The 11,673-nt window shown below is 73.6% G+C and carries 12 protein-coding genes; 6 read left to right on the top strand and 6 right to left on the bottom strand.

What is annotated here, in order from left to right; genetic code table 11:
- Positions 1-74: 74 nt before the first annotated feature.
- A complete protein-coding gene (locus J7I94_RS28955; RefSeq protein ID WP_215171687.1) occupies positions 75-1,457 on the bottom strand; it encodes a nucleobase:cation symporter-2 family protein in 1,383 nt (460 codons plus the stop codon).
- Positions 1,458-1,620: 163 nt separating this feature from the next.
- Between J7I94_RS28955 and J7I94_RS28950 the strand changes: the two genes are divergently transcribed.
- From J7I94_RS28950 to J7I94_RS28940, 3 genes are all read left to right on the top strand, one after another.
- Positions 1,621-2,061, top strand: coding sequence for a MerR family transcriptional regulator (locus J7I94_RS28950; RefSeq protein WP_215171685.1), 441 nt, complete (start codon positions 1,621-1,623; stop codon positions 2,059-2,061).
- Positions 2,058-3,038: an NAD-dependent epimerase/dehydratase family protein gene (locus tag J7I94_RS28945; RefSeq protein WP_215171683.1), complete on the top strand. Its 981-nt coding sequence runs from the start codon at positions 2,058-2,060 to the stop codon at positions 3,036-3,038. The genes J7I94_RS28950 and J7I94_RS28945 overlap by 4 nt, the downstream gene beginning before the upstream one ends.
- 187 nt (positions 3,039-3,225) lie before the next feature.
- Positions 3,226-3,681: a DUF6214 family protein gene (locus J7I94_RS28940; protein ID WP_215171695.1), complete on the top strand. Its 456-nt coding sequence runs from the start codon at positions 3,226-3,228 to the stop codon at positions 3,679-3,681.
- A gap of 61 nt (positions 3,682-3,742) precedes the next feature.
- On the opposite strand, the gene J7I94_RS28935 is transcribed toward J7I94_RS28940, so the two are convergent.
- Complete coding sequence (locus tag J7I94_RS28935; RefSeq protein ID WP_215171681.1) at positions 3,743-4,411, bottom strand: DUF305 domain-containing protein; 669 nt, start codon at positions 4,409-4,411, stop codon at positions 3,743-3,745.
- Positions 4,412-4,601: 190 nt separating this feature from the next.
- On the opposite strand from J7I94_RS28935, the gene J7I94_RS28930 reads away from it, so the two are divergent.
- Positions 4,602-6,104, top strand: a complete 1,503-nt coding sequence (locus J7I94_RS28930) for an LVIVD repeat-containing protein (protein ID WP_215171679.1) — start codon at positions 4,602-4,604, stop codon at positions 6,102-6,104.
- Here J7I94_RS28930 and J7I94_RS28925 read toward each other — a convergent pair.
- The 4 genes from J7I94_RS28925 to J7I94_RS28910 form a co-directional block, all read right to left on the bottom strand.
- Positions 6,092-6,784, bottom strand: coding sequence for a TetR/AcrR family transcriptional regulator (locus J7I94_RS28925; RefSeq protein ID WP_215171677.1), 693 nt, complete (start codon positions 6,782-6,784; stop codon positions 6,092-6,094). The two genes, J7I94_RS28930 and J7I94_RS28925, sit on opposite strands and share 13 nt — an antisense overlap.
- 267 nt (positions 6,785-7,051) lie before the next feature.
- On the bottom strand, positions 7,052-7,741 hold the full coding sequence (locus J7I94_RS28920; protein WP_215171675.1) for an HAD family hydrolase: 690 nt from the start codon (positions 7,739-7,741) through the stop codon (positions 7,052-7,054).
- A 9-nt stretch (positions 7,742-7,750) separates the two neighbouring features.
- Positions 7,751-8,485, bottom strand: a complete 735-nt coding sequence (locus J7I94_RS28915) for a phosphatase PAP2 family protein (RefSeq protein WP_215171673.1) — start codon at positions 8,483-8,485, stop codon at positions 7,751-7,753.
- An 89-nt stretch (positions 8,486-8,574) separates the two neighbouring features.
- Positions 8,575-9,120, bottom strand: a complete 546-nt coding sequence (locus J7I94_RS28910; RefSeq protein WP_215171671.1) for a DUF5134 domain-containing protein — start codon at positions 9,118-9,120, stop codon at positions 8,575-8,577.
- A 164-nt stretch (positions 9,121-9,284) separates the two neighbouring features.
- On the opposite strand from J7I94_RS28910, the gene J7I94_RS28905 reads away from it, so the two are divergent.
- Positions 9,285-10,973 (top strand): FUSC family protein, encoded by a 1,689-nt coding sequence (locus J7I94_RS28905; RefSeq protein ID WP_215171669.1) that lies wholly within the window; start codon positions 9,285-9,287, stop codon positions 10,971-10,973.
- Positions 10,970-11,647, top strand: coding sequence for a MarR family winged helix-turn-helix transcriptional regulator (locus J7I94_RS28900; RefSeq protein WP_215171667.1), 678 nt, complete (start codon positions 10,970-10,972; stop codon positions 11,645-11,647). Before J7I94_RS28905 ends, J7I94_RS28900 begins: the two co-directional genes overlap by 4 nt.
- Positions 11,648-11,673: the final 26 nt, after the last annotated feature.

The raw sequence follows: 11,673 nt of genomic DNA, 5'->3' as shown, positions 1-11,673 counted from the left end.
GTCGGCGAGTGACGACAACGCCGCAGATGCGCGTGCCAGACCCCGCGTCTGCGGCGTGATCCAAACGACAGGCCCTAGACGGCCTCTCCGGGCGTGACCGGCGTGGTGCCGCTCCGCGCCGGTTCCCCGGCCGGTTCCCCCGCTGTCGACCCGGCCCGCGCCGGAAGGTGGTTGAAGAGCAGGTTCAGCACGATCGCCGTCAGGCACCCCGCGCTGATGCCGCTGTGCATCACGGTCTGGAACCAGTCCGGGAACCGGTCGTACACGGTCGGCACACCGACCGGCAGCAGGCCCACCGCCAGGGACACCGCCACCACCGTGAGGTTGTGGTTGCCCTTGAAGTCGACCTCGGCGAGCGTGCGCAGGCCGCTCGCGGCCACCGTCCCGAACATCACCAGGCCGGCCCCGCCGAGCACCGGCGCCGGTACCGCCGCCACCACCGCGCCCAGCTTGGGCAGCAGGCCGAGCAGCACCAGCATGCCGCCCGCCGCGGCCACCACCCAGCGGCTGCGCACCCGGGTCATGCCGACCAGACCCACGTTCTGCGCGAACGCCGTGTAGGGGAAGGTGTTGAAGACGCCGCCGAGGACCGTGGAGAGACCGTCGGCCCGCAGTCCGTCCGCCAGCGAGCGCGGCTCGGCCTTCCGGCCGGTCAGCTCACCGACCGCGATGAAGTCACCGGTCGTCTCGGTCATGCAGACGAGTGCCACCACCAGCATCGACACGATCGCCGACGCCTCGAAGGCCGGGGCGCCGAAGTGGAACGGCGTGCTGATCCCGACCCAGCCGGCGTCCGCCACCCCGCCGAAGTCGGTGAAGCCCAGCGGCACCGCGACCGCGAGCCCGGCCGCGATGCCGATCAGCACCGCGATCCGGCTGAGGAACACCGGTGCGAACCGCTGCACGGCGAGCACCACCACGAGCACGAAGGCCGCGAGCCCTATGTTCCCCGGATCACCGAAGTCCGCCGCGCCGGAGCCGCCCGCGGCCCAGTTGCCCGCCACCGGCATCAGGGAGACACCGATGATCAGGATCACCGTGCCCGTCACCAGCGGCGGGAAGAACCGCAGCAGCCGCCCGAAGACCGGCGCCAGCAGCATGATCGCGAGCCCCGCGACGATCACCGACCCGTAGATCGCGGGCAGACCGCCACCCGTCGTCCCGATCATCACCATCGGGGAGACCGCGGCGAACGTACAGCCCTGCATGATCGGCAGCCGCACGCCGAACCGCCAGAAGCCGACACACTGGATGAGGGTGGCGATGCCGCACACCAGCAGATCGGCGGTGATCAGGTACGCCAGATCCGCCGCCGGCAGCTTCATCGCCCCGCCCACGATCAGCGGGACGGCCACCGCGCCCGCGTACATGGCGAGCACGTGCTGGAGACCGAAGGCGGCCAACTGCCGTACGGGCGGAACCTCGTCGACCGGGTGTACAGGGGTGGGCGGGGCCATGGGCGCTCCTGGGCTGCGGGTGGAAACACGTCAACAGCCAGAGACCGTAAGCGCCTTGAACAGTTTGTTGATTTCCGGTCTGTTGCCGCCGTGTGTCCGCCCCGCCGGGCCGCCGCGGGGTCACGCTTGACCTCAAGCGCTTGAAGTGTGTTCTGCTCATTGCATGGCAACAACCTTCACCATTCGGGACGTATCCCGACGCAGCGGACTGAGTGAGCCGACGCTGCGCTACTACGAGGACGTGGGTCTGATCGGTCCGGTGGACCGGGACGAGAGCAGCGGACACCGGCGCTACCGCCCCGAGGACCTCGACGTGCTGGACATGCTGGCCTGCCTGCGGGCCGTCGGCGTCGGCATCGAGGACATGCGGGCGTACATGGCCAACCGGGCCCGCGGCCGGGCGGCGGCGGCCGAGCAGCGCGATCTGCTGCTGCGGCACGCGGAACGGGTCGAGCGCGAGCTGGCCGCACAGCAGGTCCGCCTCACCTACCTGCGGGAGAAGGCGGCGATGTGGGACGCCCGGGAGCGCGGCGACGCCGCCGCCGAGGCCGAGGCGACCCGACGAGTGAGGGCGGCGGCAGGCCGCCTGGAGGTGGAGCGATGAGCAAGGTACTGGTCACCGGCGGGTCCGGCTATCTGGCGACGCAGCTGATCGCCGCGTTGCTGCGGGAGGGCCGGGAGGTGCGGGCCACGGTCCGCTCGACGGCCGCCCGCGAGGCCGGCCTGCGCGCGGCGGTGCGCCGCGGCGGCGCCGACGACGCCGGCCTGGAGGTCGTCGCCGCGGACCTGATGGCCGACGACGGCTGGCCCGCGGCGCTGGCCGGCTGCGACGAGGTCCACCACGTCGCCTCGCCCATCCCGGCCACCCGGCCCGAGGACCCCGACGAACTGATCGTCCCCGCTCGCGAGGGCGTCCTGCGGGTCCTGCGCGCCGCGCGTGACGCCGGCGCCCGGCGCACCGTCCTCACCTCGTCCTTCGCGGCGATCGGCTACACCCCCAAGCCGGACGCCGACTACACCGAGGACGACTGGACCGACCCCGACACCCCCGGCCTCGCGCCCTACCCGCGCTCCAAGGCGATCGCCGAGCGGGCCGCCTGGGACCTGATGGAGCGCGAGGGCGGCGGCCTCGAACTCGTCGTCGTCAACCCGACGTTCATCCTCGGGCCCACCCTCACCACCGACCTGCGCATGTCGGCCCAGCTCGTCAAGTCGATGCTCGACGGGACGCTGAGCGTCCTGCCCCGCCAGTACTTCGGTGTCGCCGACGTCCGTGACGTCGCCGATCTGCATCTGCGCGCGATGGCCGCGCCCGACGCCGCGGGGCGGCGCTTCCTCGCGCTGGCCGACGGCCCCACGATGAGCTTCCGGGACGTGGCCGAGACGCTGCGCCGGCGGCTCGGCGGGTGGGCCGCGCGCGTCCCCACCCGGGAGGCCCCGGGGGAGGAGCCGCGGCGCCCGGTCATCCACAACGACCGGGCGCGCAAGGAACTGGGCTGGACCCCGCGCCCCGCCGAGACGACGATCGTGGAGGCCGCCGAGAGCCTGCGCGACCTGGGCCTGCTGGCGCCCATGGCGTGAGGGTGCCCTGGCGAAGCCAGTCCGCACGCGCACCGCTCGCGGTCCGCTGACAGGGTGCTGCGCGGGGCGCTCGACGCGTGTCCGGCACGTCCCGGACGTGCTACGCGGTTACGTTCCGCAGGTGCCCGAAGCATCGCGCGTTCATCGTTCCCTCCGGCTCTCCGACCGCTGCCCGGACGACGGCGAGATCTCCGTACGGCACGCGTGGAACGTGTGCGAGGACGGCGCCACCGCCTCCTGGTACGACGTCCTGCTGGTGTTCGCCGACGGCGCCCGGATCGAGGCCCTGGCGGTGGTGTCCCCGGACGGTGTCTGCCTGGAGGACGTGCAGGCCCGGCCGGCGCTCTGCCTCGACGACCTGACGGCGCTCGGCGAGTGGCTGGAGGAACCCCTCGCCGAGGCGTGCGGCGCCGTCCGCGCGGACGGCACCCCGTCCGCCGTACGGCACGCCCGGCCCGGCTGTCCGCGGGGCCAGGAGGGGCGGCGGTTGGCGGCACGGGAGTACCGGGCCGCTCAGGAGCGGGGCGGCGACCCCGTCCTGGCGGTGATGGCCGCTACCGGACTGAGCAGGCGCGGATCGCTGCGGCTGATCGGCCAGGCCCGGGACGCGGGCCTGCTGGCACCGCGCCGGGTCCGCCGCTGACCGGCCCGCGCCCCGCAGCCGTCACCCGCCGGTCCCGCCGCCCCGATCGCTCTCGTACGCGTCACAGCATGTCCCGCATCCGGGAGATCTCGCTCGTCTGCTGGGCGACCACGTCGTCGGCCATCTCCTCGATCCGGACGTTGTTGCCCTGCGCCTTCACGTCCGTCGCCATGGTGATCGCCCCCTGGTGATGGGTGATCATCAGCGTCAGGAAGAGCTGGTCGAACGCCTTCCCGCGCGCCGCGCGCAACTGCTTCAGCTGCGCGTCGGTCGCCATGCCCGGCATCGCGGCGTGGTCGTGCGCGCCGCCCGTCTCCGTCTCCTCCTCGCCGTGCTCCGTCAGCCAGCCCCGCATGGCGCCGATCTCCGGCTCCTGCGACGCGGCGATCCGCTCGGCGAGGCGCGTCACCTTCTCCGACTCGGCGCGCTCGGGCACCAGCTCGGTCATCACCAGCGCCTGGGCGTGGTGCTGGATCATCATCCGGGCGTAGTCGACATCGGCCGAGTTGGGCGAGTCGTCGTCGGCGCGCTGCTCCTCGGCGTCCTGGGCGGACAGCGTGCGATTGGCCTCGCCCGGTCCGCCGGGCGCGATCACCGAGGGACCGGCGGAGGCGGCCGAGCCGGTGTCCCCGCCGGAGTCGCCGGAGTCGCAGGCCCCGAGCCCCAGCACGGCCAGGGCGGTCAGCGACACCGCGACGAGCGAGGCACGGGACACGGGACGGAAGGGCACAACGACCTCCTGGGGCAGCCGGGGCGGGGGACACCTCGTGAGTGTCCTGACCGTCCTAGCACGCTTCCGCACACCGCTGATCGGAAAACTTCATTACGAGTCTGTTGCCCCCTGTTGGTATGAGCATGCCGAAGACGATACTGCGGGATGGACGCACCGTTCGAACGCGAACGGAACCAGGGAGGAAGCAGTGATCCTGTTGAACGACCCGAGAACACGGCGCAGACGTCTGGGAGTCGCCACGGCTGCCGCCGGGCTGCTGGCCGCGCTGCTCACCGCCTCGCCGGCGGCGGCGACCCCCGACCCCGGGGACGGTCCGGCCGCGTCGAAGGAGGTGTCCAAGAGCGCGCGGGCCGAGGCGACCGAGGCGATCGCGAGCGGTGAGATACCCGCCCAGGACGAGATCGTCCACTCGGACAACATCGAGCACCTCGTCAACATCCCCAAGGACGTGCTGCCGGGCACCAACTCGGACCTGGCCTTCCAGGGCAAGTACGCCTTCGCCGGCAACTACGACGGCTTCCGCGTCTTCGACATCAGCAACCCGAAGAAGCCGAAGACCGTCTCCCAGGTGCTCTGCCCCGGCTCGCAGAACGACATCTCCGTCTCCGGTGACCTGCTGTTCCTGTCGACCGACTCCTCGCGCAGCGACGACAGTTGCAACAGCACCACCCAGCCGGTGACCGAGAAGTCCTCCTGGGAGGGCATGAAGGTCTTCGACATCAGCGACGTGCGCGACCCGAAGTACGTCGCCGCCGTCGAGACCGCCTGCGGCTCGCACACCCACACGATCGTGCCCGAGCGCCGCAACGTCTACATCTACGTCTCCTCGTACTCGCCGAGCGCGTCGTACCCCGACTGCCAGCCGCCGCACGACGGCATCTCGGTCATCAAGGTGCCGCGCAGCGCCCCCGAGAAGGCGGCGGTCGTCGGCTTCCCGGTGCTGTTCCCCGGTGAGGGCCCCGACGGCGGCGGCAACCCGGGCGCGCCCACCAACCCCGGCGTCTCCAAGACCACCGGCTGCCACGACATCACCGTGCTGCCCTCCAAGGACCTGGCGGCGGGCGCCTGCATGGGCGACGGCATCCTGTTCTCCATCGAGGACCCGGAGCACCCGAAGGTCATCGACCGCGTCCAGGACAACGTCAACTTCGCGTTCTGGCACTCGGCGACCTTCAACCAGACCGCGAAGAAGGTCGTCTTCACCGACGAGCTGGGCGGCGGCGGCGCGGCCACCTGCAACGCGGAGATCGGCCCGAACCGCGGCGCCGACGGCATCTACGACATCGTCGGCAAGGGCGAGAAGAGCAAGCTCGTCTTCCGCAGCTACTTCAAGATCCCGCGTCACCAGGCCGACACGGAGAACTGCGTGGCCCACAACGGCTCGCTGATCCCGGTCAAGGGCAAGGACCTCATGGTCCAGGCGTGGTACCAGGGCGGCGTCTCCGTCTGGGACTTCACCGACTCCTCGAAGCCGAAGGAGATCGCCTGGTTCGAGCGCGGCCCGCTGTCCACCGACACGATGGTCACCGGCGGCTCCTGGTCGGCGTACTACTACAACGGCTACATCTACTCGAACGACATCGCCAAGGGCTTCGACGTGCTCAAGCTCAGCGACCGGCGCACGGACGCGGCCAAGCGCGTCCGCCTGGACGAGCTGAACGTCCAGACGCAGCCGGACTACTTCGACTGACCCTCCGGCCGGTCCTCGGGGGCCGGCGCGGTGGCGAAGAACCGCGACAGGTCCGTGTCCGTGTCGCGTCTCCCGCCGGACGCTCCGGTGTCCGGCGGGACACCCATGGCCCACTCCAGCCGGTAGCGCGCGAACAGTTCGGCGCGCAGCACCGGCACCGGCATCGGCGCGCCCGGCATCAGGGCGGCGTACACGGCGCCCATGAGCAGGGCCCGCAGCATCGGGTAGTCCCGGTCCACGTCGCACGAGCCGTGCCGGGCGACGGTGTCCCGCAGCAGTTCGGCCAGCCGCCGCTGCTCCGGGCACGGCACGAACCCCTCGGCGTGCAGCAGCCCCGCCATGTGCTGGCGCATCAGCACCGGCCGGTCCCGGGCCAGGCCCAGGACCGCGTCGATGGCCCGCGCCATCCGCTCCCGCCCGTCGCCGGAGCGCGGCTCCCGTTCCAGCGCCTCCTCCAGTGTGCGGTGCATCAGCCGGTGCACGGCGGACTGCACGAGCCGGCGCTTGCCGGGGAAGTAGTACGAGATCAGCCCCCGCGCCGCACCCGCCCGGTCGGCGATGTCGCCCAAGGTGGTGGCGTCGTAACCGCGTTCGCCGACCAGCTCCACCGCCGCCTGGAGCAACCGCTCCTGCGAGCGCCGGCGTAACTCTTCGTTGACCGAGGCGCTCCGCGGGGACATGCTGTAACTCCTGCGTTGACTGGCTGCCAGCCAACTATACTCAGCGCTACCGGACCCGCGCCGCCACGGGCGCGTCCGGCCACCGCCACCTTGGGCGACGCGGGGGATCGTCCAAGGTGGCGGTGCGTGCCGAGACGTCCGAGCGGTCGGTCCACCAACCCGACGGTCACGAGCCCACCGAGTGGCGAATCACCACGGCCTGACGGCCGGAGACCGGTTGCTGCGGCGGCCACGGTGCGTTCGGTACGTTCAGGACGGCGCGGCCCGTCAGGGAACGAGGTCGAGCACCGGACGCAGTCCGTCGGGCCGTTCGCGCACCGGCAGGTGGTCGACGAAGTGCACCCCGCAGCCGAGGGCCGCCGCGCCGCCGTCCGCGCGGCGGTCGTCCCCGACCATCAGGGTGCGCGCGGGGTCGGCGCCCAGAGCCGCGCAGGCCGTGGCGAAGAGGGCGGGGTCCGGCTTGCGGAGGCCGTGTTCGTAGGACAGCACGTAGGTGTCCACGTAAGGGTCGAGCCCGTGCGCGCGGAAGACCGGGCGCGGGTCCCAGCCGATGTTGCTGACCACGCCGACCGGGATTCCGCGCTCCCGCAGCGTGCGCAGCACCTCGGCGGCGTCGGGGTAGGGGCGCCACGCGGCCGGCGTCATGTGCCGCTCGTACAGCGCCTCGTGCAGCGCGGGGTCGGGCAGCGGTACCCGGCGGGACAGCCCGGTGTACGCCGCGCGGTGCAGTTCCGGCGTCTCGTCCCGGGTCTCCCACACGGTGGCCAGCTCGTCCGGCACCCGTGCGGGCGGCGCCCCGCCCGGCAGCGCGCCCGCCTCCTCCAGCGCCCGCGCGATGCGCGCCACCTCCGCCTCGGGCAGATGGACCCGGGCCTCGGCGAGCACCGCGCGCAGCCACGCCTCGCAGGACTCGACGCGGAAGAGGGTGCCGGAGAAGTCGAAGAGCACCGCTGTCATGCCGGAATCCTACGAGGCGGGACTCTCCCGGGGCGAGGGGGCGGTCCGGCGCGCTGCCGGCCCGGGCCGCCGGCGACGGTGGACCGACACCGCCAGACACACCGTCAGGGCGCCCATGAGCCAGCCGGCGACGACGTCCGTGGTCCAGTGGACGCCCAGCCAGACCCGGGTCAGGCCGACGCCGGCCACCGAGACCACGGCCACGGCCGTCGCGGCCAGGCGCGCGGCGCGGGCGGCATCGTAGTGGTGCAGCAGCCACAGCAGCAGGCCGCACACCACGGTGGCGGTCATGGCGTGGCCCGACGGGAAGGCCGCGTAGTGGGCGCTGTCCACGGGGTCGGGCCAGACCGGACGCGCCCGGCCCACCGCGGCCTTCAGTACCTGCTGCACCAGCGCGGCCAGCGCGCACGTCGCCGCCAGCCACAGCGCCGTCCACCAGGCGTCGCGCCGCAGCCCCAGCCACAGCGCGGCCACCGCGCACAGCAGGCGCATCGTCCACGGGTCCCAGACCCAGTCGGTCAGGACGCGGAAGGTCTGCGTGACGCCGGTCTCCTCGACCGCCCAGCGGTGCGTGGTGCGGGAGATGCCGGTGTCCAGGTCGATCAGCGGGCGCCACTCGGCGGCGACCAGGACGAGCAGCAGCGCCGAACACACCGCCAGGACCCAGGCGGCGCGGGAGGCGGTACGGAGCGCGGTGCGGGGCCGCGGTGGACGGGGCGGGGAGTTCAGGTGCGGCGTCTGCATGCCGAGATCCTCGCCGAACCGGAGGCCGGTGGGCCAATTCCGGTGCTCGCGGCCCCCGGAGGGCTGTCCGCCGTACCCGCGGCGCGCGTTCAGAGCATCGCCAGCATCGCCAGCATCGCGATCCCCATCGACAGCCGGCACGCGCGGGCCAGCTCCGGCCGGTCGCCCCACCCGCCGCCCGCGGTGCCGGCCACCGCGGGCACCGGCACCAGACGAACCCCGGCCAGCAGGACGTACCCGGTGAAGTAGAGCAGCAGGGCGCCGGTGAGCAGGGGCACGCCGGAACCGCCGTGGCCGTGACCGTGCCCGGGGGAGGCGGCCATCACCAGCGACATGTAGACCATTGCCCCGGCGCCGACCAGGTGGTGGAGATGGTGGCGGCCGCTCCGGGCGGCCCACAGGGCGCGCAGCCCGGCCGCGCCGAACACCGCCGCGTAGACCGGCCAGGCCCACGCCGGCTGGGTGACCACGGCCGCCGGCACGGCCATGGCGGCCATGCCGAACCCCATCAACGCCTCGCCGCCCGCGGCGCGGCGCTGCTCCTCGACATCGCTGCGCATCCGCAGCAGGCAGTAGGCGCCGGTCGCCGCGCACAGCGCGACCAGCAGCCAGCCGGAGGACACCGGTCCGTGCACGCGCCCCTCCCTCGCTCGGCCGTCGGTCAAGGGATGCCCGGAGCGCGCGGCGCGCACGCGAGCGCAAGGAGGCATCGGAGGGGCATTCACGGGAGCGCGGCACGGGAGAGGTGCTCACCCCGGGCAGAATCTTTTACAGATAAAACACCTGCTAAAGTATTTGTATGAGCAGTGCGACCCCCACCTCCGGCCCCACCCGCACCCGCCGCCTCCCCCTGGCCGCCGCGCTGCGTCCGCGCCGCCCCTCCGACATCTGGTTCAAGCCCGCGCTCAGTTCCGTCGCCTCGCTCGCCCCGCCCACCCTCACCCTGCTGGCGCTCGGCCGGCTCGACCTGGCCATGTACACGATGGCCGGGTCCATGTGCGCGCTGTACGCCCACAACCGCCCCTACGCCGCCCGCGCCCGCGTCCTGGTGTGGGTGATCCTCGGCATGGTCGGCGGCCTCGCCGTCGCCCTGGTCACCGCGTCGCTCACCGACGACGCCGTCGTGCTGGTGGCCGTCGGCGCCCTGCTGGCCGCCGCGCAGAAGACGCTGTGCGACGCCACCCGCGTCGGCCCGCCGGGCAACGTCGTCCTCACCTTCATCAGCTCGGCCGCCCTGTTCGTCCCGCAGACCCTCGGCCAGATCCCCGGTCACCTGGGCCTCGCCCTCGCCGCGGGCGCCTGGGCCTGGATCGTCGGCATGGCCCCCGGCCTGGTCCGCCCGCACGGCCCGGAGCGCCGCGCCACCGCGGCGGCCCTGTACGCCGCCGCCGCGTACGCCGACACCCGCGGCACCGGCGACGGCCACGCCGGGGCCCGCGCCGCCGGGTACGCCGCCGTCCAGGCCGCCTGGCAGGCCCTGCTCGCCGTACCGGCGTCCGGTGCCCGCGCGGCCACCCGCCGCGCCCTGGAACGCCTCGTCGTCCGCGCCGAGGTCGCGCTCGCCGCGCCCGCCGACACCGACCCGGAACGGCTGCGCGGCTGGGCCCGAGACCTGCGCGGCACCGGCCGCGTCCCGCGCACCGGGGACAGCGCCGCCGACACCGAGGAACTGCTCGGCGTCGAGGCCGAACTGACCGCCGGCCCCCGCTCCCTGTGGCACCGGGCCGGCCCGCTCGCCCCCATCGCGGTGCGCACCGCCCTCGGCTGCGCCCTGGCGGGCTGGGCCTCCCTCGCGATCGGTGTCGGCCGCCCCTACTGGGCCCTGGTCACCGCCGCGGCGCTCTACCAGGCGAACCTGACCCTCACCTGGAGCAGGACCGTCCAGCGCGTCGTCGGCAACTTCGCCGGGGTGCTGCTGTTCGCCGTCGTCGCCCCGGTCGCCCACCTCCACCAGGCGTTCCTCGTGGTGTTCTGCCTCGCCTGCGCCTTCGGCGCGGAGGCGTTCATCAGCCGCAACTACTGGCTCGGCACCGTTTGCGTCACCCCCATGGCGCTGCTCATCAGCGAGTTCGCCCGCTACCAGGACCCCGGGGAGCTGATCACCGAACGCGTACTGGACACCGTGGTCGGCGCCGTGGTCGGTCTCCTGGCGGCGATGGCCGTCACCAACCGGCGCGCGGCCTCCCGGGTCGAGGAAGCCGTGACCGCCGCCGACCGCGCCCGCGAGCACGCCGCCCGGCTGCTGGCCGGACCCCACCCGGACCCCGCCGCCCTGGAGACCGCCCGGCGTGCCCTGGCCGCCGCCCTGACCGACCTGCGGGCCACCGCCGACGCCGCCGCCGGCGAGTGGTGGCAGCGGGCCCTGCCCCAGGAGAGGGTCGTGCTCGCCGAACAGGCCGGACACCGTACCCTCGCCGCTACGGTGCGCCGCCGGACGGCCGGCGCGGACCAGGACTCGGGCACGACAACGGAGGACGCGAAGCCATGACGGCAACCGACCGGCCCTCGGCGACCAAGGACGGCACGACCGGGCCGGCGAAGACTGACTCGACCGGGGCGGGGGCGGGCGACGTGACCGGGTCGGGGACGGGCGACCTGACGGGGCCCAGGACGGGCGACGTGACGGGGCCGGGGACGGGTGAGGTGACCGGGCCGGCGCAGGGCGACACCGTCGCGGGCGTCGTCCGGCAGTGGCAGGCCGTCCACCCCGACCTGGACACCGGCCCGATGGAGATCATCGGCCGCATCAACCGCTGCGCCGCCCTCCTCCAGCAGGCGGAGGACGCGCCGCTGCGCCGGGCCGGTCTCACCCGGCCCGAGTTCGACCTCCTCGGCGCGCTGCGCCGCACGGGACACGAGCTGACCCCCGGGGAACTGGCCCGCGAGACCTTCTCCTCCGGCGCCGCCGTCACCAAGCGGCTCAAGCAGCTCTCCGAGCGCGGACTGGTCGAACGCCGCGGCGACACCCGGGACCGCCGGGTCGCCCACGTCCGCCTCACCGACGCCGGGCGCGACACGGTGGACGGCATCCTCCCCGAGCAGCTCGCCTACGAGACCGTCGCCCTGTCCGGCCTGGGCACCCCCGAGCGCGGCGCGCTGGCCGGACTGCTCGGCGAACTCCTCGTCCAGCTGGAAGGACGCCTCGGGGTACCGCGGGCCTGACCCCGGGGCCGTCGGGACCAGCGGCG

Source organism: Streptomyces sp. ISL-12 (assembly GCF_018614415.1).
Lineage (GTDB): Bacteria > Actinomycetota > Actinomycetes > Streptomycetales > Streptomycetaceae > Streptomyces.
The sequence above is the reverse complement of the archived record's forward strand: the minus strand, read 5'-3'. Positions and strand labels throughout refer to the sequence as shown.